The sequence below is a fragment of the Helicobacter sp. MIT 00-7814 genome (assembly GCF_003364115.1).
Lineage (GTDB): Bacteria > Campylobacterota > Campylobacteria > Campylobacterales > Helicobacteraceae > Helicobacter_F.
Window position 1 is genome coordinate 1 of record NZ_NXLL01000023.1, and the last position, 20,711, is coordinate 20,711.

Consider the following 20,711-nt stretch of genomic DNA (forward strand, 5'->3'; position numbering starts at 1 on the left):
TATCAATCCCCCACCCCCGACAACGCTTTTTAAGGGTTACGCTGGCGCGTAACTTGAATTCCTTAATTCCATTTTATCTGGATTTTGCTAGCGCAAAATCTCGGTTTGCGCTTAGGTGCTTATATTTAGTCTCGGCATTATTTATTCTTGCAAGACTTTTTGCGCTCAAGCAAAAGTCCCAAAAGCACCAGTCCCACGCCAACATCAATCATCACATCTGCGAAATTAAAAATCGCAAACTCAAATCCATAATGCCAAAACACATAATCCACCACGCCGCCATGGATAAATCTATCGATGATATTCCCCGCCCCAGCGCCAAAAACTAGCCCAAACGCCACAAGATTCTGCCTCAAAAGTCCGCTAAAAAGCGTAAAGCAAAAAAGCACGATAAGCAGGAAAATCTGCAAATACTTCAAGCTTTCACCCAAAGACTTCAACATCGAAAACGCCACGCCATCATTAAATACAAGTGCGCGTCCGCCGAGCGTGATTGCGCTAGATTCTATACTGAATCCATTTAAAAAAAGCTGCTTCAAAGCTTGATCTACCCCAAAAGTAAGAAGCGCAACGCAAAGAAAAAAAAGCATTCTTTTTGCGCCAAGATTCTTGCATTGTGCTAAAAATTTTGCCAAAAATGCGCGTATCAAAAGTCTTGCCTCTAAACTAAATCATAGAATCTATGCAAGTTTTTTTACAAGAAAACTTTTGAGCTCTTGCATTTGGGACTGCAAGAGATTCTCATCTTTGCCCTCGATAAGGATTCTCAGCTTGTTTTCCGTTCCAGAGTAGCGCACCAAATGGCGATGATGCGCGCGCGTGATGGAATCTAGAATCTCTTGCAAGCCTTCGATCTGCTCTAGCGGGATTTTTTGCGACACATTGAGATTGAGCGACTGGCTAGGATAGAGACTGAAAGGATTGAGCGCGATTGAGGATCTTAGCTTGCTTTGGCGTAAGTATGCAAGCACCTGCAACGCGCTAGCAAGCCCATCGCCAGTCTTTGCATAATCGCTAAAAATAATATGCCCGCTATTTTCCCCGCCAAAATTAAGCTTATGCTTTTTAAGCGATTCTATGACATATTTATCGCCGACATTGCAACGCACAAGCCCTATATCATGGGATTTGAGGAATTCTTCAAGCGCGAGATTACTCATCAAAGTTGCCACGATTTTGCCACCTTTAAGCGTGCCATTTTGCTTTTGATACAGCGCTAACGCCCCAAGGAGCTTGTCGCCATCTACCACCTCGCCTTCATCATCAGCCACCACCAGCCTATCCGCATCACCATCTAGTGCAAAGCCGATATCTGCTCTGTAGCGCTTGACTTCAGAAGCCAAAATCTGCGGATACATCGCACCGCACTGCTCGTTGATATTATGCCCATTTGGCTCGTTATTTATCACAATCACATCTGCCCCAAGCTCTCTAAATATCGTTGGCGCGACTTTATACGCTGCACCATTAGCACAATCACATACAATACGCATTCCTTGCAAAGTCAGATTCTTAGGGAAAGAATTTTTAATATGCACGATATAGCGCCCCACGACATCATCGATGCGCTTTGAATTACCAATTTCAAGCCCGACTTTAAGATGCGAATTTTGCAACTCTTCATCAGCATAAATCGCCTCAATCTTGCGCTCGCTCTCTTCATCGAGCTTGTAACCGCTATGGTCGAAAAACTTTATCCCATTATCATCATAAGGATTGTGGCTAGCACTTATCATAATGCCCGCATCACAGCGCATATCCTCCGTCAAAAAGGCAATCGCGGGTGTCGGCATAGGTCCGACTTGTATCACATCATAGCCCACAGAAGTGAGGCTTGAGACAAGCGCATTTTCTATCATATAGCCGCTGCGGCGTGTGTCTTTACCCACTAGAATCCTTTTTGTATAAGCTTCTTGCTTGTCCTCTTGTCTGTTTTTTTGAAAAAAGATTCCAGCACTTGAGCCAAGCTTGATGACGGAATTTGGCGTCAAAAACTGCCCAGCTTTTCCGCGCACACCATCTGTGCCAAAAATTTTTTGAGCGGATTTTTTACTCATTTTTTGCCCTTTGTGTGTTTTTAAACTCTATTTAATTAAAGTTTTGGCAGAATTTTGCCTTAAAATTTTTTAGAAAAGGATTAAGTCTTATGGCAAATCATAAATCCGCGCAAAAGCGTATCAGACAAACAAAAGTAAGAACAGAGCGCAATCGCTACTACAAAACAAAGCTTAAAAATATGGTGCGTGCATTGCGCGAAGCCCTCGAGGCAAAGGATATCACAAAAGCGCAAGAGTGCTTAAAAGTCGCGAATAAAGAGATTCATAAGCTTGTAAGCAAGGGAATTTTAAAGAAAAATACCGCTTCACGCAAGGTTTCTCGTCTCAATGCAAGCGTGAAAAAAGTCGCACTTAGCGCATAATCCCCTCTACTCTAAAATTTAAAGAATCTAGCGCGCAATGCTGACAGAAAAACTCAATCCAATCATTGCTCGCTATGATGAAATCACCGAGCTTTTACAAAAGCCTGAAATACTCGCTGATGTGGAAAAGCTCACCGCACTAAGCAAAGAGCAAAGCGATATCGAAGAAATTGCCAAAAGCGCTAAAGAATATCTCCACACGCTAGAGCAAATCGCGCAAAATAAGGTTCTGCTCGAGGACAAAGAGCTAGGCGAACTTGCAAAAGAAGAGCTTAAAACGCTAGATTCTCAAAAATCACAGCTTGAAGAGCAAATCAAAATCCTTCTAATCCCTAAAGATCCTAATGATGATAAAAGCATTTATTTGGAGTTGCGCGCAGGCACTGGTGGCGATGAAGCGGGAATCTTTGTGGGCGATTTGTTTAAGGCGTATTGTCGCTATGCGGATTTGCAAAAATGGAAGGTAGAAATTATCAGCTCAAGCGAAAATAGCGTAGGTGGCTATAAAGAGATAATCGCGCTCATTAAAGGCAAAGGCGCGTATTCACGCCTGAAGTTTGAAGGTGGGACGCATCGTGTCCAACGCGTGCCAGAGACGGAATCTCAAGGGCGCATTCACACTTCTGCAATCACCGTGGCGATTATGCCTGAAGTTGATGCGGTGGAAGTCAATATCAATCCAAGCGATCTTAAAATCGATGTTTTCCGCGCGGGCGGGCATGGCGGGCAGTCGGTAAATACGACAGATTCTGCGGTGCGTATCACGCATATTCCAACAGGCATCAGCGTGTCAATGCAAGATGAAAAATCCCAGCACAAAAACAAAGACAAAGCGATGAAAATCCTTCAGGCGCGCATTTATGAAGCACAGCTTGAAGAGCAAATCTCTCAAAACGCCCAAGCACGCAAAAATCAAGTTGGCAGTGGCGATAGGAGCGAGAGAATCCGCACTTATAATTATCCACAAAACCGCCTTAGCGATCATAGAATCAACCTCACGCTTTACAGCCTCGAAGAAATCATGCTTGCAGGCAATTTGGACTTAGTCATAAATCCGCTCATCGCTGCCGCACAAAGCGAAGCCATGGGGAATGCGCAATGATTATAATCCCAGCTCGTTTAGAATCTACGCGCCTCCCGCGCAAGGTGCTTTGCGAAATAGGTGGCGTGCCTATGGTAGTGTGCACGGCACAGAGGGCAAATGAAGTCGATGAAGTAGTCGTAGCGTGCGATGATGAGGCGATTTTGGAAGTATGCAAAAGCTACAAAATCCCTTGCGTGCTGACTTCAAAGGCGCATACAAGTGGCACAGATAGATGCGCTGAAGCAGCACAAAAGCTAGGGCTTAAAAGTGATGCGATTATTATCAATCTACAAGCAGATGAGCCATTCATTGAAACCAGCGTGTTAGAAACACTCCAAAGCTTAAGCGCGGAATCTAGTGCGTTTCTTAACACCCTTGCAAAAGTCATTGAGCCTTCACAAATCGCGGACACAAATCTTGTGAAAGTTTTGCTCAATGCTAAAGGCGAGGCGATTTATTTTTCTCGGCTTGGGATTCCCTATAGTCGCGATGGTTTAGATTCTATACTTATCAAGCAAAATCCCTACCTTGGGCATTTGGGACTTTATGGATTCAGAAAAGAGAATTTAGAGGCTTTTTGCAAGCTCCCAAAAAGCCCACTTGAAGAGATTGAAAAACTCGAACAACTCCGCGCACTCTACCACGCAAAAACAATCGCACTCAAAATCGTGCAAACCCAAAGCATAGGCATCGACACAGCGGAGGACTTGCAACAAGCGCAAAAGTGTTTTACTTAATAAACCCTTACGCGGGCTTTATTAAGACTTCCACTTCTGCAAATTTACTTTTATCTTGCAAGCTTAAATCATAAGCATTTTGGGCGTTAAGCCAAAATTCTGCACTTGTATTAAGGGCGCAAGCAAGGCGCATTGCCATATCTACGCTTATATTTCTTTTTGCGTTTAGTAGCTCATTGATTGTCTTAAAACTAACGCCTAATGCGCGTGCGAACTGCTCTTGTGTAAGATTTAAATCTTTTAGCCATAATTCTTTAAGTAAAATTCCCGGATGTGTGCGAACTCTCATAATTACTCCTTAATGATAGTCTAAAATAGAAACTTCATAAGCATTGCCCTGCTCAAAAGTAAAAATAATGCGCCATTTTTGATTGATACGAATGCTGTAAAATCCGCTTAAATCACCACTTAACTTTTCTAAATGATTGCTCGGTGGTGAGCGCAAATCCTCTAATTGATAAGCATAATCCAAAACCTCAAGCTTTAAAAGCGCGCGTGTAAGAATCTCGCTAGGTAAATGCTTAGCTTTACCACTTTGCCAAAAATCCTGTGTGCGCTTATCTTTAAAGCTTTTTATCATTACTTTTTACCTTTTGCCTTGAAGTTTTATAACATTATAACGCATAATGATATAAAATGCAAGATAAAACATTAAGCTACAAACTATTTATCATTAAATATGTTTTTTTCTAAATCTTTCAATATCTCTACGTTGGTAATTCCTGATTTTTCTCTCAAATGAAAGACCACCGACACTATAAAAATGCTAAAATTAATTTTATAATAGTTTTAAAGTTTCCAAAGACAATCCTTTGTTGAAATTCATAGAGAATGAGGGGAAAATATGCCATACACAATGAAAGATAAAAAAGACAATAGAGTCTATAAGCTAAAAAATACACAAGAAGTAGCGTTAAAAGATAGTAAAGATTTATTTGTAGTCAAACTTGATGGCTCAAAACTCTATACTTATGATGAGTTTGAGAAAGCAGCCAAAGCCGCCTTTCAAACACCGACTGATGAAAGTATGATTTGGCTAAATGAGCCGGGGAATCCTTTCTCTTGGGTAGAATATTTAGATTGGCTAATGGACGCGGGGTTTAATTCCTTTACCTTGATAGTAGAGAATTGGAGCAAGGCATTAACTAGAGAAAATAAGAAAGAGAATCTTTTATGGGAGTTTCAATACATTTGTGATTTTTGGGGTTATGAGATTTTAAGAATTGCTGGAAATGGTCACTTAGAAACTAAGTCAGAATATACTAAACCGAGGGATTTTAATATTTATTTGGTAGGCTAAACCTTAATAAACAAAGCAATAAAGGGACAAAGAAATGAAATTTTTATTTTGAAAGATATTAATGCGTTTAGTGATTTTTATGTTTTTTGCTATGAATGTGATTTATGCTAATGTGCATAATGCGCATTTTCAAGATATGCTAAGTCAAACTCCCTACACCAGCACCTTACATAAAGACAAAGAGACGGAATCTAGGATATATTACAAGGGGACAATAACGCTAAGTGGCGTGCTAGAATGGCAGATGTATCAAGATGAAGCGGATTTTTATTGGCGTTTGGTGTTTTTCCCTGATATACCAAATGCTATTCCTAGGCTTTTTGACAATGACAATGAGCCAATGCTTTTTGCAATATTTCTAAATGATGCGCTTACAAGAGATGCAAGATTCCAAAAGAATAGCTTTTTGCAAATTTCTAAGTATTTTGCAAGATGAGCTAAATCAAACAGATGAGTATATTTTAGGCGGAATAGCAGTGCGCGCAACGCTCACTTTGAAAGATTATTATATTGAAAAGCATTTAGAGGGCGAAAGTGATACATACTATTACGCAAGCATTAAGGCAGATTCTATAAAAATATTAGAGAAACCAAAAAGATGGCATATTGACAAACGCGAACTTTCTAGTGAATATCTCCTTTTTCCTAGCTCTAAGGACGCTTACATCAATCTACGCCAATCCCCAAATGGTGAGATTGCAAAACAGATTCAAAAAACTGATATGCCAAAGCCTTGTGAATATGAGGAAAATAAGGGCTTGATTTTGGAATTAGGCAGAGATTCTGGCAATCCTAAATGGATAAAAGTAGCCTATATCCCACCAGAATCCAAAGACACAAGCAAGGCAATCTATGGAGTAATCCACGAAAGTCAGGTAAGCGCGGGGTGTGAAAAACAATATTAAATAGATTTTATATAGTAAAATCAAGAATATTCTTTTCGTTAAAAGGCAGGAATAAATGCGTTATATATTAATTCTATTATTTTGCTGCAATAGCTTATTTGCGCAAGTAGAGCAAGAAGAGACTTTTACAGACACAAATATCACAAAAGCTTACAGAGACATGAAAAATAGTTTTTCAGAGGGTTATTATCTCCCGCAAGAGATTGAATCTATGGAAAATATCATACAAACATTTGATGATGAGGAAAGTGAAATCTATGGATATAAAACGCTCAAAGTACAGTGGGAAAATGCAAAAGAAGTGAAAATCAGCCTAGAAGCTTTTGAAAATGGGGAGAGAATTTGCACTTACAAAAGCTTTGATATATCTTTAAAGCAAATAGATACAAATATAGCAAGCACTATAGAATCTAAAATGCTTTATCCGCAAGATTTACAAACACACATACAAAATGCTTGCGCTTGCAATTATTTTCGCGGTGAATATGGATATGATAAGGCGAGAGAAAAAGAGCTTGATGAAAAAATAATACAATATTGCAAGCCACTCCCGCAAGCTTATAAAATCCTGCAAGAAAAATACAATAATCAGCCAAAAATGCGAAAGATTTTGGAAAAAGCAAATAGCTTATAGTATCGCAAGCAAAGGAATCCTCACTTATAGAAGCAATAAATAAAAGCTAGTTTTGCTTGTTAGGTGTTTTTATATTAAAGAGTAAGCTTAAAATCTAAACCTACCCTTTTGATAACTTTTTAAAGCGTGAAATCCGGGATTTTGTCAAAGTTGAGATAAGTATAAACGCTTGATTCTCGTCCGTGGATTTTCTTAGGCACGATTTGGAGGTATTCCTCCACACTTGGCAAGCGTCCCAAAATCGCGCAAACTCCACCTAGCTCGGCACTTCCTAAATACACCTGCGCGCCTTTGCCCATGCGATTGTCAAAATTACGCGTTGAGGTAGAAAACACCACCGCATTATCCCTCACGCGCGCTTGATTCCCCATACAAAGGCTACAGCCCGGCGCCTCTAGTCGCGCACCAGCCGCGCCAAAAAGCGAGAGATAGCCCTCTTTTGTCAGCTCTTTTTCATCCATTTTTGTTGGCGGTGCTATCCAAATCCGCGTTTTACTCTGCCCTTCATTTTTGACAATCTCCCCAAAGGCGCGGAAATGCCCGATATTTGTCATACAGCTTCCGATAAACACTTCATCAATATTTTTTGGGCGCTTAGGATCGTTTAAAATCTCACTTAGCGTCGCCACATCATCAGGATCATTTGGGCATGCCAAAATCGGCTCCTTAATATCGCTCAAATCAATCTCAATCACCGCCGCATACTCCGCGTCAGAATCCGCCTCCAAAAGCACGGGATTTTCAATCCACTCTTTCATCTTTTCCGCACGGCGCTGCAGGGTCGTAGCGTCTTTGTAGCCATCAGCTGTCATAGATTCAATAAGCGTAATGTTTGATTTCAAATACTCAATAATTGGCTCTTTGTTTAAGCGCACGCTACACGCCGCCGCACTGCGCTCCGCACTTGCATCACTTAGCTCAAAAGCCTGCTCGACCTTCAAATCGCCTAAGCCCTCAATCTCTAAGATTCTCCCACTAAAAATATTTTTCTTGCCCTTTTTCTCCACGCTCAAAAGCCCTTGTTTTATAGCATAGTAGGGAATCGCATTGACTAAATCGCGCAAAGTAATGCCCGGATTGAGCTTGCCTTTAAAGCGCACAAGCACAGATTCTGGCATATCAAGTGGCATCGTCCCAGTCACTGCCGCAAACGCCACAAGCCCGCTTCCTGCGGGGAATGAAATACCTATAGGAAAGCGCGTATGAGAATCCCCGCCCGTGCCAAGCGTATCAGGCAGACAGAATCTATTTAACCATGAGTGAATCACACCATCTTTTGGACGCAACGCCACACCGCCTTTTGAAGAAATGAAGTTTGGTAAAGTCGCTTGTAAGCTCACATCGGCGGGCTTTGGATACGCGGCTGTGTGACAAAAACTCTGCATCACAAAATCCGCGCCAAAGCTAATTGCCGCGAGCTCTTTAATCTCATCGCGCGTCATCGCGCCTGTGGTATCTTGACTGCCAACGGTGGTGGTTTTTGGCTCGCAGTATGTGCCCGGACGCACGCCCTCAACGCCACATGCGCGCCCGACAATTTTTTGCGCCTGAGTGTAACCGCAACTTTTTTGCGCTGGCTCTTTTGGTTTTTTAAACACTTCGCTTGGGGGAAGTTTGAGAAACTCACGCGCTTTTGCGGTGAGATTGCGCCCGATAATGAGGGAAATCCTCCCACCTGCGCGGATTTCATCGCTTAGCGTGACAGGCGTGAGGCTAAATGTCGCAATTTGCTTGTCATCTTTTTTAATAACACCCTCTTGCGTGTGGATTTCTATAATATCGCCTTCATTCAAATCCTTGACATCAACTACAATCGGCAACGCGCCAGAATCTTCGCAGGTGTTAAAGAAAATTGGCGCTATCACAGAGCCCAGCACCAGCCCGCCGCCTCGCTTGTTTGGGATATAGGGAATGTCCTTGCCAAAATGCCACATAATGGAGTTGCACGCGGACTTTCGGCTACTGCCTGTGCCGACGACATCGCCTGTGTAGGCGACTTGCGCATTATGCTTTTTGGCTAGCTCTTTAATGGCGCGAATACGCTCTTCGTAGTTTTCAATGCGCGCTTTTAGCATTGCTTTTGCATGCAATGGAATATCGCTCCTTGTGAAAGCATCGCTTGCAGGGCTTAGATCATCGGTATTTGTCTCGCCATCAATTTTAAAAACACAGGCTTTAATGACTTTTTCTAATTCCGGTTTTGCCAAAAACCACTCCGCCTCCGCGTAAGATTGCAAAACTTCCTTTGCAAGGGCATTTGTCTTGCTAAGCTCAGCAATGGTATCAAAGCTATTATAAAGCAATAGCGTGTGTTTGAGTGCCTCTGCGCAAAGCTTTGCAAGCCCAGAATCTGCTAGCTTGAGCCCCTCAATAAGTGGCGCGACATTGTAGCCACCAAGCATCGTGCCAAGGTAGGTTACTGCTTCTTGTGGTGTAAAAACTTGCGGGGTTGTTTGAGAAGTAGTCTGCTTAGAATCTGCGTTTTTAAGAATCTCGCTTAAAAACTCTGCCTTGAGTTTTGCGCCATCATCAACGCCGGGATTTACGCGGTGGATTAGAAGTTCTTTTGCAAATGCCCTCTGCTCATCGCTAGATTCTGCACTTTTGCAAATCGCAATCGCTAGGCGCGTCTGCTCTGCTGTAAGTGGAAGTGGTGGGACACCTTCGCTTTCTCGTTGTGATTTTTGCTCGTTGTATTGCGCGATAAACTGCGCGAATTGCTCTTTGCTCATACTTTTTCCTCCTTGACTTATTTGACCTTATTTGCGTAAAGCTGTTGCTAAAGGGCTTAATTATAAGACAAAGAGGTTAATTAAAATCTTACTTTTTGGCGTTTTGAATGCTAGTTTCTAGAATCTGCTTTGCGTCGTCTATCCCTTTAAAATCCTTTACTTTCACCCATTTGTTTGGCTCTAGGATTTTATAAGTTTCAAAGAAATTTTTAATCCTATCAAGCGTGATTTGTGGCAAATCTTGGTAGGTTTGGATTTTCTCATAACGAGGATCGATTTTTGAAACCGGCACGCTTAGCAGCTTTTCGTCCATTCCGCTTTCATCTTCCATTATCAGCACGCCAACCAGTCGGCATTTAATCACGCTTCCAGCTTGCAATGGATACTCGTTTAGCACAAGCACATCTACAGGATCGCCATCATCTGCGAGCGTATTTGGCACAAAGCCATAGTTTGCCGGGTAAAACATCGCGCTATACATTACGCGATCAACCACCACCGCGCCAGATTCTTTATCGACTTCGTATTTGATATTTGAGCCATAGGGGATTTCGATCACCGCGTTAATGGCGTCAGGGTTTGAGCCTATTTTGATTTTGTCTAAGTTCATTGTGTTCTCCTTAATTCCTTTATATTGTATCATCCGCGGGAATGAATCCCGCTTCGCCTCCGCTCCAGCTTCGCTTTCGCGTGCATATTTTACCATTTTTAGTTAGTCAGATTCTATAGATTCTCTTACGCGCTTTTGTGGTTTGAGAATCTAAGCCTTTAGATTGTATCACTTTGGCGAACAAGTCCGCCAAAGCTCCGCTTTCGCGTGCATATTTTACCATTTTTGGTTAGCCAGATTCTATAGATTCTCTAACGCACTTTTGCAGTTTGAGAATCTAAGCCTTTAGATTACAACCAGATTCTATAATTTAGAGAGAATATGCGCGTTCATATCGCTCACAATCTCTTCTATCGTGCGCTCACCATTGATTTTGTGCAACAAGCCATCTTTGCTGTAAAATTCCTCTATCGCTTGAAGTGGCGCGAGATACACGCTCATGCGGTTATTGAAAACCTGTTCATTGTCATCAGCCCCACGCGCGCGCCCTAGCACCCTATCGCGCGCCACTTGCTCGCTTACAACCACTTCGATGACGCTTTTTAGCCTCACATCATTGTGCGCCTTAAGTTCAGAATCTAGCGCCTCCATTTGCTCCACACTGCGCGGATAGCCATCGATTAAAATCACATCTTTTGGCGCATTTTTGATAGCCCCGACAATCGTGCTCACCACAATTTCAAGTGGCACGAGATTGCCCTTACTCACAAAGCTGTCAATAAGCTTGCCTCGCTCGCTTCCGCTTGCCACCTCTTCGCGCAATAAATCGCCTGTGGAATAATGCACGATTTTATCAGCGTTATTTTTTGCGATAATCTGCGCGTCCGTAGTTTTCCCGCTGCCGGGCGCTCCGATGATTAAAAAAATCTGTTTCATAACCTGCCTCCTTGTTTGAAATGTGTTTAATTCTTTGGATTGCGCAATCGTATGTGCAATTCTCGCAACTGCGCCTCATCAACTTCGCTTGGCGCGCCCACAAGCAGACATGTAGCCTTTTGCGTCTTAGGGAATGCGATGACATCGCGCAACGACTCACTTTTACTCAAAAGCATAATAAGCCTATCAAAGCCTATCGCAAAGCCCCCATGCGGTGGCGCACCATAGCTTAGCGCCTCAAGCAAGAATCCAAAGCGCTCTTTTGCCTGCTCTTGCGAAATGTTAAGAAGCTTAAAGACTTCTTGCTGAATCTCATTTTTGTGGATTCTGATACTGCCACCGCCCAGCTCCACGCCATTTAGCACGATGTCATATGCGACTGATTGGATAGATTCTGCGTCGCTAGATTCCAAATTTTTTGGCATTGTGAAAGGGTGATGCAAGGCTGAAAGTGAGCCATCATCGTTGCGCTCAAACATTGGGAAATCAACCACCCACACAAATTCTAGTTTTTGAGAATCTATCAGCCCAAAATCCTGCGCGATTTTAAGACGCAAGCGCCCCATATAATCCCACACGATTCTTTTATTCCCCGCGCCAAAGAAAATAATATCGCCCTTTTCCGCGCCCACGCGCTCTATCAAAGCCGAAAGGCTAGAATCTAGGAACTTCACAAGCGGACCTTTAAGCCCCTCATCTTTGACTTGAATATACGCCAAACCTTTTGCGCCAAACTTACGCACAAACTCTTCCGCCTCGCCCAAAGTCTTGCGCGTGAAAAGAGAATCCCCACCTTTGACGCATAGCGCTTTTATGCGGTTGTTTTTGCTATCTTTGGCGATATTTGCAAAAATCTCATTTGTGGAATCTAAAAACAAATCGCCCACTTCCACCAAAGGTAGCTCAAAGCGCAAATCTGGCTTATCGCTTCCATAAGTCTCCATCGCCTCGCTATAAGGCATACGCGCAAAAGGCGTGTGTATCTCCACGCCACTAGCGCTAAAAATATCTTTAAGTAGATTCTCGCACACTTCCATCACATCATTTTCATCGCAAAAGCTCATTTCCACATCGATTTGAGTAAATTCTGGCTGTCTGTCCGCGCGCAAATCCTCATCGCGGAAGCACTTTGCAATCTGAAAATATCTATCAAATCCGCCCACCATAAGCAATTGCTTGAAAAGTTGCGGGCTTTGTGGCAAGGCAAAAAACTGCCCGTCATGCACGCGCGAAGGCACGAGATAATCGCGCGCACCCTCTGGCGTGCTGGCTGTAAGTATAGGCGTCTCCACTTCCAAAAAGCCCATTTTTTGCAAAGAATTGCGCGCTGCGATCGCCACATCTGAGCGCAATTTAAAAATTTCAAAATTCTTACTCGCGCGCAAATCCAAATAGCGATATTTTAAGCGCAATTCTTCGCTTGTAGTAGTCGTGGCGTTAATATCAATTGGCGGTGTGAGCGATTTATTTTCAATAACAAGAGAATCTAGCACGATTTCTACCTTGCCACTTTTTAGCTTTGGATTTTCTAGCCCTTCACCGCGCGCGCGCACTTTCCCGCTGGCAATAAGCACAAATTCATCGCGCACGCTTGAAGCGATTTTATGCGCGCTAGAGTTTGGATCGCACACAAGTTGCACGATACCGCTTTTGTCTCGCAAGTCTAAAAACACCACACCACCATGATCGCGGTAGCTATTACACCACCCGCACACGCGCACAGATTCTCCGATGAGTTTTTCGCTCACATCTGCGCAAAGATGAGTTCTATACATTGTTACCCTTTTTAGAAAATTTTATTTTTTATGCATTAAGCAAATTTAATTCGCAAAATTTCACTTCGCCAAAGCCTAGATTCTAGCTTTTTAGCAAGCGTTTAAGCGCCTGCTCTACTTCGATTGGATTAGATTTTGTGATGAAAGCATCAGCTTTGAGCGCCTCTGCCATTTGTCTATTAGAATCTGAGCTCATAGATGAGTTTATAATCACAGGAATATGCGCTGTTTCTGGATTCTCTTTCACCCTTTTAAGCACTTCAAAGCCCGAAATCATCGGCATTTCAAGGTCTGTGATAATCGCGCCAACCATCTGCGCCACACCCGCATTATTGAGATAATCCAAAAGCGCCTTGCCATTTGGAAAGGTAAAATACTGCAACTCAAGCCTTTCAATGATGTGCTGCAAGGATTTTGCTGCTGTTTTAGAATCTTCTGCCAAAAGCACGATTCTATTACTATGTATCGCGCTAATGCTTTCTAACTCTAGCTGGCGCGAAGCATCTTGCATTGGGAAAACATCAGCCACCATACGCTCCACATCAAGGATTTGGATAACCGTGCCATCGTCATATTTTGTCGTGGCAGTCACTTTTGAGTTCCCATCAATGCCAAACTCACTGCCGACATTAACTTCACTCCAATTTTTTTGGATAATGCGCCTAACGCCTAGAATCTTTAGCCCAACGGTGTAATTTGAAAAATTACAAATCACTACAAGGCTTCTGTCATTTGGACTTTCAACAGAAAATGGACGCAAATCGCGGTTAGGCTCAGCTGGGTTGTAATACAACCACCTACGCATATCTACAAGCGGTATCGTCGTCCCGCGCACAGTGAGAAAGCCTAGCAATACGCCATCTTGTTGCCCTTCAGTCTCTGTCAGCACATCAGTATAGTAAATAATTTCTTTTACCTTAAAAACATTCATCGCATAAAGCTGGCTTTCCTTATCCTCTTCTTTTTCAAGCGTGAAACAAAGGAATTGCGCTTCGTTTTTTAAATGCAGCGTGGTATCAATATTATCTATCAAAGCAATCTCCTAAGGCGTATTTTGATAAGATTTAGCGAGTGGATAGCAAAAAATTGGCTATAATTTTACCTTATTTTTTCCAAAATTCCACAAATTTATGAGGATAACTTGCAGATTTTAGATTCCCAAAGTTATAAAAACGGCGTAGAAGAGCTCAAAAAAATGGCGTATGCGTATTATGTGCTTGATGAGCCCATTGCAAGCGATGAGGCATATGACATACTTTATCACGCGCTCAAAGAGTATGAAAGCACGCATACAAGCGAGATTGACTACACTTCCCCAACGCAACGCATAGGCGATACGCCACTTGAAGAGTTTGAAAAAGGCGAGCATATCAAGCGTATGTGGAGTTTGGATGATGTGTTTAACGCACACGAATTGCGCGAGTGGCTAAAGAGAATCTTAAAGGTTTTCCCAAATGCGCGCTTTGTGTGTTCGCCAAAGTTTGATGGCGCTTCACTCAATCTGCTTTATGAAAATGGTATGCTAGTAAGCGCGCTCACACGCGGGAATGGCACACAAGGCGAGCAAGTCTTGCAAAATGCGCGCACAATCCGCTCAATCCCCTTGCAAATCCCCTATTTGCAAAAAATCGAAATACGCGGGGAAGTGGTGATTAGCAAAAATGATTTTGACGCGCTTAATAACACGCGCGCAAAGGAGGACTTAAGCCTTTTTGCAAATCCTAGAAACGCGGCGGCTGGGAGCTTGCGCCAGCTAGATTCTAAGATTACCGCAAAGCGTCCTTTGCGCTTTATGCCCTGGGGCGTGGGAGAATGCACGCTTGAAACTTTGAGTTTTTATGAGATTTTAAAAAATATAGAATCCTTTGGCTTTAGCACCTTGCCGTTTTTGCACCTTTGTGCGGTGGATTCTCAAATTGAGACAAAAAATGCACCAAAAAACGCGCCTTCATTATTTGATGATGAAAATAATGAATCTAACTTAGAATCCACAGAATCCGCGTTAGATTCCCTGCAAAAGCAGATTTTGCAAGTGTATGAGGAGCTAAAAGAGGCGAGAGAGAGCTATCAGATTATGCTTGATGGTATGGTGGTGATGGTGGATTCTTTGCAAATGCAAGATTCTCTTGGCTGGACGATTAAATCCCCGCGCTTTGCGTGTGCGTATAAATTCCCCGCGGTGGAAAAGGTTTCAAGGCTTATAGATGTGACTTTTCAGGTGGGTAGAAGTGGCGCGATTACCCCAGTAGCTGAGCTTGAGCCAATAGAAATTGAAGGCGCGACCATCACGCGCGCGACTTTGCATAATTTTAGCGAGATTAGGCGCAAGGATATTCGCATCAATGATAAGGTTGTGGTAATCCGCAGTGGCGATGTGATCCCAAAAATCATAAAGCCCCTAAGCGCCTTGCGTGATGGCAGTGAGCGCGAAATAATCGCGCCAACGCTCTGCCCTGTGTGTGGCGAGGAACTGCTAATCGAGGAGATTCTCATAAAATGTCAGAATCTCAACTGCCATGCACGTGTCAAAGAATCCATCATTCACTTTGCCTCAAAAAAGGCACTTAATATCGATGGCTTGGGTGAAAAAATCGTATATGAACTCTTTGATAAGGGGTTAATTAGCGGGATTTTGGATCTTTATAGCTTGAAAAAAGAGGAACTTTTGGCGCTGGAAGGTTGGAAAGAAAAGCGCGCAAATAATCTCTTGCAAAGCATTCAAAACACCATCTGTGTGGAGCTGTGGCGACTTATCAACGCGCTTGGGATAGAGCATATAGGCGAGGGCGCGAGCAAAAAGCTCGCAAGGCAGTTTGGGCTTGGCGTGTTTGATTTGAGCGTGGAGCAAATCACGCAGATTGATGGCTTTGGCGAAGAGATGGCAAAATCACTTTGTGAGTTTAGCCACGCGAACAAGGCACTTATCGCGCAGATTTTCACACTTCTAAAACCTAGCATCCCGCAACTTGATACAAGCGCCACAAATAGCGCATTTGCAAATAAAAGCGTGGTTATCACAGGCACACTTTCCCAGCCACGCGAACATTTTGTGGAAATCCTAGAATCCCTTGGCGCGCGCGTGAGCTCATCAGTGAGCGCGAAAACTGACTTTGTGCTTTGCGGGGAAAACGCCGGCAGCAAGCTTGCTAAAGCACAAACTTTGGGCGTAAAAGTCCTAAATGAAGAGGATTTTAGAGAGCTTGCTAAGAGAGAATAAGCTTCCCCTGCTTACTTCTTAGCTTTTTAATTAACAAATAAACTTCAATCAACAAACTTGTAAAGCATCTACAAACTTTTCAAAAACGCCTCGAGTGCTTGCATTTCCTCTGTGCTTAGGTTTAGCGGTTTTATGAGATGTGTTTTTTGCGCTTTTGGCTCGCTAGATTCTAGGATTTTAACCTCTGGCACGGGAAACACCACATCATAGAGATGGATAACGCCTATTAAATTTGGCGAAATACCATTATGCATATATGGTGCGCTTTTGGCGACATTGATGAGTGAGGGCGTGCGGAATGCGCCGATATCCGCCATCTCCCCGCTCACCTCATAGCGCCCGAGATCCTGACTAGAGCGCCCATAGAGCGCAAGCCCAATATTGTGGTATTTACCATCGCTAAATCCCGCGCCATAATGGCAATTCATACAGCGCCCTTTAGTGCGGAAAATATGCAAACCATACAGCTCAAAATCATCTAATGCACTGTATTTGCCCTTTACAAAAGCATTAAAGCGCGTATTTTGCGGGATTAAGCTGCGTTCATAAGTCGCAATCGCTTTGGCGATATTTTCAAAAGTCATAAGCGCTAGCGCCTCATTTTTTGCCGATTGTGGCAGTGTGCGCGAGGCTTGTAGCCATTTTTTATCTATTACATTGAGTTGCGCTTTTGCCATATTCACCGGATCTTTTAGAGAATCTGCGCGCTCCTTTGGGCTTAATATTTTATGAAAGCTTGCCTCGCCAAAAAGCGCATTTGCCTGTGCGCGCACTTCTTCTTTTTGCTCCGGTGTGAGAAGGGCTAGATTGCTATGATCGTCTTTAGATTCTGGCGTATTTTTTGTGTTTTGCGGTGGATAAAGGCGCGCTTCAATATTTGGCTTTGGCGTTGGCTTGATAACCGGCGGCAAAGCATCGCTATAAAGCGCGCTCCAGCGACTTTTTTGCTCCTCATTGCCAAATGCCAAAATAAAATAACCATAATAAAGCGGATTTTCCCTCACCGCATTTTGCGCGATTTCTGGCGTGCTAGCCATTTCTATAGGATCGCTTAGCGGAAAAATCACTTGAGATTCTAGCCCGCTCACGCGCCCGTCCCAAAATAGCTCCTCAAAAAATGCGCTTGTTTCTATATTTGGCGCGTTTCTGCGTCCATGCGCGCGATCATGCCCGATACTCACCTTTAGCCCATCGCCAAAGCCAAGCTCGCTATTATGGCACGAGCTACACGCGATTTGCCCGCTTTTTGAAAGCTTTGGATCATTGAAAAGCCTTTCGCCTAGTTGCGCTTTTTGCTCGCTGAAAGGGTTGGATTCTGGCGATGGAATAGATTCTGGCAATGCGCTTAGCTCCTGCCACTCCACACCTTCATCAATCTCTGGCTTCTCCCACTGTGCTATAGGCTTTGCATACATAGTGCGATATTTGGCATATGGATTCACATTTGCAAAATCCCTTGTATAGCACACCACAAGCCAAACAGCCACGCACACAGCAACCAACCCAACACCTAAAAACAAAATCTTTTTTGCCCGCATTTTTTCACTTCCTTAAAATGTCCTCTTAAAAGATTCTCTTGCAAGAGAATCTTAAAGTTTATAGCCTATTTGCACCCATATTTGCCGCCCTAGCTCGTATGCCATTACAGCGGCATTGCTTGGGATTCCATACAAAAGCACTCCATCAGCGCCACTTAGCGTAGTTACATTTTTTGTATCAAGCAGATTGTAAATATCTACATTGACATAAAGAGTGTTTTTGCGCCATACATCTACTTCAAAGCCTAAGCGCATATCCCAAGTGAAAGCATTTGGGATTTTTTTGGTAGAGTAGGCATCACACCCGCCCAAATTTCCAGCGGTACAACCTCCGGTACCTGCCAAACTTTCCAACACCACGCGCTCCACACTTCCTCTATAGCGTAAAAAGTTGCTCCACACCCATTTTGTGCGCGAGATATTAAAGCTATGTGTAGTGTTTAGGCGTAGCGTCCAAGGTTGGTTGTAGTTTTGCGCTGGCATATTTGCGTAAGTTGTCACAGCACCATTATAAGCCACCGCATCACTAAGGCTATAATCCGCACTATGCGTATTAAAATTACGCTTTGTGTCACTCCAATCAAGCGCTAAAAGATAATGGTGCCTAACTCCCTTTGTCTCAATAGGCGCGATATTTGACAAGCTTAGAGTAAAGATATTTGCGCGCGTCCTGCCACCATTTCCAAAATACTGCGTATTACCTTGCAAGATTGTATTTATTTGATCTTTGCCTTCTCTGTGGATATATTTTGCATTTGCGCTAAATAATCCAAAAAGATTTTGCGAGATTCCAAACATAAGTTCATCATCATAAGGCACATCAAGAGAATCCAGCCTATTACCTGTGGTTACGATACCATTGCTAAAGACTGGTGGCACAGGTCCAATCTGTGTGCAAGTCCCAGCTCCTGCCCATTCCTGCCATGCATCATTTACGCCACTGCGACAATATGCCACGCGAGAATTTATCGCATCAGCATAGAATCTATATGCTAGCAAATTGCGTGAGTAGTAGCGATTTGCCCCAAAGGTAAATTGTGTCTTATAAGATTCTTCCCAAGGTGCAATGTAGCTTAGAGAAAATCGCGGGGCAAATTTATGCTTGTTCATATAATTATCCCCATCTAAACGCACACCAAGCCTAGCGTTCAAAGCTCCTCCGCTGCCTAAATCCGCATTTACATCATCTTCTGCATAAAGTCCATAGGTAGTGGTGCTAAAAGAGGTTTTACCTGCTTTAATTACGCCCATTCTTTGATAGTATTGTGTAGCATTTGCTGAAATAAAACCAAAGCTATCAGGCAAACCATTCCAACTTTGTCCTGTTGGGATATTTGTTAAGCCATTACCATAAATATACATATGGGAATCCTCTATCCTATCGCGCGTCGCATCTTGGTAGATAGCTTCCGCTCCAACGCGAAAAGCATGCATTACAGCAAGAGCTTCAATTGGATTAAACTGCATATCGCTTTTTAAGGTAAGATTATTTTGAATCTGATCTACGCTACCAAATTGCCCCTCTGCGCCATTTAACATAGTGTAATAATTCACATCACTACGCCTTGAGTTCTCCAACCTTGAATATCCAAGCGATGTCGTCCATAAGCCTAAATCACTATTATAAAGCGCTTTTAGCCCACCTTGTAATCCCCCACTTCGCATGCGATAGCGCGAATTTTTGAAATTTGGCGTGAAGTAAGTATTATCCTGTGGCGCATAGGTGAGATTTGCCTCCAAAGTAAAGCGCTCGGTTGGGTTATAATGAAGTTTGATTAAATAATTATCACTCACGCGCTTTTGATCTTGCGTGAAAGTGCCAGCGTTGCTTGTATAGGTATTTGGCATGCTGGATCGCGCAGTAGAAAAGGCTGCAACAATGCCTAGATTTTTTGTCACATAACCTTCTACATTTGCGCGCAGTATATGCTTGCTGAAATCATCTTGATAGTTTTCATTTGTCCCATTTGCAAAGTTTGACATATAGCTGTCGTAGAGATGGTAGTTTGTTAGCTTATCTTGCGTGTATTGCCAAGATGCGCCAGCGTGCCAACCATCAGTGCGCGGTTTTCTGATATTTGCTTCTATCACACCTCCGCTAAAGCGTCCATACGCAGCGCTAATATTAGAATCTTGCACAACAATAGAATCTAAAAGGCTTGTATCAATATTTAGCCCCTGACTCATACCACCTCTTTGGCGTTGTTGCAGGTTAGTATTAGAGCCAGCGGGATCGAGATCGTTATTCATCTCAAAGCCATCAAGTTGGAAGCTATTTTGATATGGCACGCCACCGCTGATGCTGATATTTGCCGGGCTAATCTCCCCGGGCGTGGCTGAACTGCCAGAAGCATTGTTAAACTGCACATTTGGCAAAAGCTTCAAAATGCTTGTAATATCGCCATTGCCATTTGGATTAGATTCTATGACTGAGCGCGTGATTTCGCCAGCACTGCTTTGATAAGGAGACTGCGTCCTGCCATAAGCGGTTATTTTATTAAGCCTTACTTTATTTTCATCTGCATTTTGAGAATCTAAAGTATTTTGCATGCTTTGAGAATCCTGCTCTGCTGTATTTTGCGCAAGAATGAAGTCATACTTTTTGCCTTGAAGGCTGTATTGCCCCCCCCCCTATTAAGATTCTCTAAAGATTGAGAATCTGCATTGTGCGCGTGCAATATTTGAAACGCACACAAACTCAATAAAGTTGTATATGAGAAAACGCGACTCATGGTTGAAGTTACCTCCTGTTAATTAATAATAATTCTTACAAATAGTAAAAACAGGCGGAATATTTCCGAGTATTAACTTAATATTTACTTAATTAATGAGTATTTTTGGCTCTTTTTTTGATTTTTTGAAAAAAGTGGGATTTTACGAAAAG

At 42.9% G+C, this 20,711-nt stretch carries 20 protein-coding genes; 8 read left to right on the forward strand and 12 right to left on the reverse strand.

The features are described from left to right. Positions 1-137: 137 nt before the first annotated feature. On the reverse strand, positions 138-590 hold the full coding sequence (lspA, locus tag CQA49_RS07450) for a signal peptidase II (protein WP_115575364.1): 453 nt from the start codon (positions 588-590) through the stop codon (positions 138-140). Between the two features lie 90 nt (positions 591-680). Further along, a complete protein-coding gene (gene glmM / locus CQA49_RS07455; protein WP_115575343.1) occupies positions 681-2,057 on the reverse strand; it encodes a phosphoglucosamine mutase in 1,377 nt (458 codons plus the stop codon). Between the two features lie 89 nt (positions 2,058-2,146). On the opposite strand from glmM, the gene rpsT reads away from it, so the two are divergent. Genes rpsT through kdsB form a run of 3 tightly spaced genes read left to right on the forward strand, consistent with a single transcriptional unit; the run spans position 2,147 to position 4,240 of the window. Continuing rightward, complete coding sequence (gene rpsT, locus CQA49_RS07460) at positions 2,147-2,419, forward strand: 30S ribosomal protein S20 (protein ID WP_066388163.1); 273 nt, start codon at positions 2,147-2,149, stop codon at positions 2,417-2,419. 37 nt (positions 2,420-2,456) lie between these two features. After that, positions 2,457-3,521, forward strand: a complete 1,065-nt coding sequence (gene prfA / locus CQA49_RS07465; RefSeq protein WP_115575344.1) for a peptide chain release factor 1 — start codon at positions 2,457-2,459, stop codon at positions 3,519-3,521. After that, positions 3,518-4,240 (forward strand): 3-deoxy-manno-octulosonate cytidylyltransferase, encoded by a 723-nt coding sequence (kdsB, locus tag CQA49_RS07470; protein ID WP_115575345.1) that lies wholly within the window; start codon positions 3,518-3,520, stop codon positions 4,238-4,240. The genes prfA and kdsB overlap by 4 nt, the downstream gene beginning before the upstream one ends. 7 nt (positions 4,241-4,247) lie before the next feature. On the opposite strand, the gene CQA49_RS07475 is transcribed toward kdsB, so the two are convergent. Continuing rightward, positions 4,248-4,529 (reverse strand): HigA family addiction module antitoxin, encoded by a 282-nt coding sequence (locus CQA49_RS07475; protein ID WP_115575346.1) that lies wholly within the window; start codon positions 4,527-4,529, stop codon positions 4,248-4,250. Positions 4,530-4,538: 9 nt separating this feature from the next. Beyond that, a complete protein-coding gene (locus CQA49_RS07480) occupies positions 4,539-4,820 on the reverse strand; it encodes a type II toxin-antitoxin system RelE/ParE family toxin (RefSeq protein WP_115575347.1) in 282 nt (93 codons plus the stop codon). Between the two features lie 264 nt (positions 4,821-5,084). Here CQA49_RS07480 and CQA49_RS07485 point away from each other — a divergent pair, with 264 nt between their 5' ends. From CQA49_RS07485 to CQA49_RS07500, 4 genes are all read left to right on the forward strand, one after another. After that, complete coding sequence (locus CQA49_RS07485; protein ID WP_115575348.1) at positions 5,085-5,540, forward strand: hypothetical protein; 456 nt, start codon at positions 5,085-5,087, stop codon at positions 5,538-5,540. A 61-nt stretch (positions 5,541-5,601) separates the two neighbouring features. Further along, positions 5,602-5,976 (forward strand): hypothetical protein, encoded by a 375-nt coding sequence (locus CQA49_RS07490; RefSeq protein ID WP_115575349.1) that lies wholly within the window; start codon positions 5,602-5,604, stop codon positions 5,974-5,976. Next, the gene (locus CQA49_RS10515) at positions 5,921-6,445 is read left to right on the forward strand and encodes a hypothetical protein (RefSeq protein ID WP_258864264.1); all 525 of its coding nucleotides are present in this window, start codon (positions 5,921-5,923) and stop codon (positions 6,443-6,445) included. Before CQA49_RS07490 ends, CQA49_RS10515 begins: the two co-directional genes overlap by 56 nt. Before the next feature lie 55 nt (positions 6,446-6,500). After that, positions 6,501-7,079, forward strand: coding sequence for a hypothetical protein (locus CQA49_RS07500; RefSeq protein WP_258864265.1), 579 nt, complete (start codon positions 6,501-6,503; stop codon positions 7,077-7,079). Between the two features lie 119 nt (positions 7,080-7,198). Here the strand turns inward: CQA49_RS07500 and acnB are convergent, their stop codons facing one another. From acnB to CQA49_RS07525, 5 genes are all read right to left on the reverse strand, one after another. Next, on the reverse strand, positions 7,199-9,811 hold the full coding sequence (acnB, locus tag CQA49_RS07505) for a bifunctional aconitate hydratase 2/2-methylisocitrate dehydratase (RefSeq protein WP_115575350.1): 2,613 nt from the start codon (positions 9,809-9,811) through the stop codon (positions 7,199-7,201). Positions 9,812-9,899: 88 nt separating this feature from the next. After that, complete coding sequence (ppa, locus tag CQA49_RS07510) at positions 9,900-10,421, reverse strand: inorganic diphosphatase (RefSeq protein WP_115575351.1); 522 nt, start codon at positions 10,419-10,421, stop codon at positions 9,900-9,902. Positions 10,422-10,724: 303 nt separating this feature from the next. Further along, positions 10,725-11,297 carry an adenylate kinase gene (locus tag CQA49_RS07515; RefSeq protein WP_115575352.1) on the reverse strand — a complete coding sequence of 191 codons (573 nt, stop codon included), beginning with the start codon at positions 11,295-11,297 and terminating at the stop codon, positions 10,725-10,727. 26 nt (positions 11,298-11,323) lie between these two features. Then, on the reverse strand, positions 11,324-13,072 hold the full coding sequence (aspS, locus tag CQA49_RS07520; RefSeq protein WP_115575353.1) for an aspartate--tRNA ligase: 1,749 nt from the start codon (positions 13,070-13,072) through the stop codon (positions 11,324-11,326). Positions 13,073-13,154: 82 nt separating this feature from the next. Beyond that, positions 13,155-14,105: a chemotaxis protein gene (locus tag CQA49_RS07525; RefSeq protein WP_115575354.1), complete on the reverse strand. Its 951-nt coding sequence runs from the start codon at positions 14,103-14,105 to the stop codon at positions 13,155-13,157. Positions 14,106-14,267: 162 nt separating this feature from the next. Between CQA49_RS07525 and ligA the strand changes: the two genes are divergently transcribed. Beyond that, positions 14,268-16,289 carry an NAD-dependent DNA ligase LigA gene (ligA, locus tag CQA49_RS07530; RefSeq protein ID WP_115575367.1) on the forward strand — a complete coding sequence of 674 codons (2,022 nt, stop codon included), beginning with the start codon at positions 14,268-14,270 and terminating at the stop codon, positions 16,287-16,289. 68 nt (positions 16,290-16,357) lie between these two features. Here ligA and CQA49_RS07535 read toward each other — a convergent pair whose 3' ends face one another. From CQA49_RS07535 to CQA49_RS09885, 3 genes are read right to left on the reverse strand one after another with little or no spacing between them, the layout of a single operon-like run. Next, a complete protein-coding gene (locus tag CQA49_RS07535) occupies positions 16,358-17,827 on the reverse strand; it encodes a cytochrome-c peroxidase (protein WP_115737608.1) in 1,470 nt (489 codons plus the stop codon). Between the two features lie 51 nt (positions 17,828-17,878). Then, entirely contained in the window at positions 17,879-20,377 is a 2,499-nt protein-coding gene (locus CQA49_RS07540) for a TonB-dependent siderophore receptor (RefSeq protein ID WP_115575355.1), read from the reverse strand. Then, positions 20,362-20,559: a hypothetical protein gene (locus tag CQA49_RS09885; RefSeq protein ID WP_147288668.1), complete on the reverse strand. Its 198-nt coding sequence runs from the start codon at positions 20,557-20,559 to the stop codon at positions 20,362-20,364. The genes CQA49_RS07540 and CQA49_RS09885 overlap by 16 nt, the downstream gene beginning before the upstream one ends. Between the last annotated feature and the right edge of the window lie 152 nt (positions 20,560-20,711).

Bases quoted from the DNA above. Each gene is read 5' to 3' on its own strand.
- lspA (WP_115575364.1), bottom strand. From the start codon at position 590: ATGCTTTTTTTTCTTTGCGTTGCGCTTCTTACTTTTGGGGTAGATCAA.
- glmM (WP_115575343.1), bottom strand. From the start codon at position 2,057: ATGAGTAAAAAATCCGCTCAAAAAATTTTTGGCACAGATGGTGTGCGC.
- rpsT (WP_066388163.1), top strand. From the start codon at position 2,147: ATGGCAAATCATAAATCCGCGCAAAAGCGTATCAGACAAACAAAAGTA.
- prfA (WP_115575344.1), top strand. From the start codon at position 2,457: ATGCTGACAGAAAAACTCAATCCAATCATTGCTCGCTATGATGAAATC.
- kdsB (WP_115575345.1), top strand. From the start codon at position 3,518: ATGATTATAATCCCAGCTCGTTTAGAATCTACGCGCCTCCCGCGCAAG.
- CQA49_RS07475 (WP_115575346.1), bottom strand. From the start codon at position 4,529: ATGAGAGTTCGCACACATCCGGGAATTTTACTTAAAGAATTATGGCTA.
- CQA49_RS07480 (WP_115575347.1), bottom strand. From the start codon at position 4,820: ATGATAAAAAGCTTTAAAGATAAGCGCACACAGGATTTTTGGCAAAGT.
- CQA49_RS07485 (WP_115575348.1), top strand. From the start codon at position 5,085: ATGCCATACACAATGAAAGATAAAAAAGACAATAGAGTCTATAAGCTA.
- CQA49_RS07490 (WP_115575349.1), top strand. From the start codon at position 5,602: ATGCGTTTAGTGATTTTTATGTTTTTTGCTATGAATGTGATTTATGCT.
- CQA49_RS10515 (WP_258864264.1), top strand. From the start codon at position 5,921: ATGCAAGATTCCAAAAGAATAGCTTTTTGCAAATTTCTAAGTATTTTG.
- CQA49_RS07500 (WP_258864265.1), top strand. From the start codon at position 6,501: ATGCGTTATATATTAATTCTATTATTTTGCTGCAATAGCTTATTTGCG.
- acnB (WP_115575350.1), bottom strand. From the start codon at position 9,811: ATGAGCAAAGAGCAATTCGCGCAGTTTATCGCGCAATACAACGAGCAA.
- ppa (WP_115575351.1), bottom strand. From the start codon at position 10,421: ATGAACTTAGACAAAATCAAAATAGGCTCAAACCCTGACGCCATTAAC.
- CQA49_RS07515 (WP_115575352.1), bottom strand. From the start codon at position 11,297: ATGAAACAGATTTTTTTAATCATCGGAGCGCCCGGCAGCGGGAAAACT.
- aspS (WP_115575353.1), bottom strand. From the start codon at position 13,072: ATGTATAGAACTCATCTTTGCGCAGATGTGAGCGAAAAACTCATCGGA.
- ligA (WP_115575367.1), top strand. From the start codon at position 14,268: ATGGCGTATGCGTATTATGTGCTTGATGAGCCCATTGCAAGCGATGAG.
- CQA49_RS07535 (WP_115737608.1), bottom strand. From the start codon at position 17,827: ATGCGGGCAAAAAAGATTTTGTTTTTAGGTGTTGGGTTGGTTGCTGTG.
- CQA49_RS07540 (WP_115575355.1), bottom strand. From the start codon at position 20,377: ATGCAAAATACTTTAGATTCTCAAAATGCAGATGAAAATAAAGTAAGG.
- CQA49_RS09885 (WP_147288668.1), bottom strand. From the start codon at position 20,559: ATGAGTCGCGTTTTCTCATATACAACTTTATTGAGTTTGTGTGCGTTT.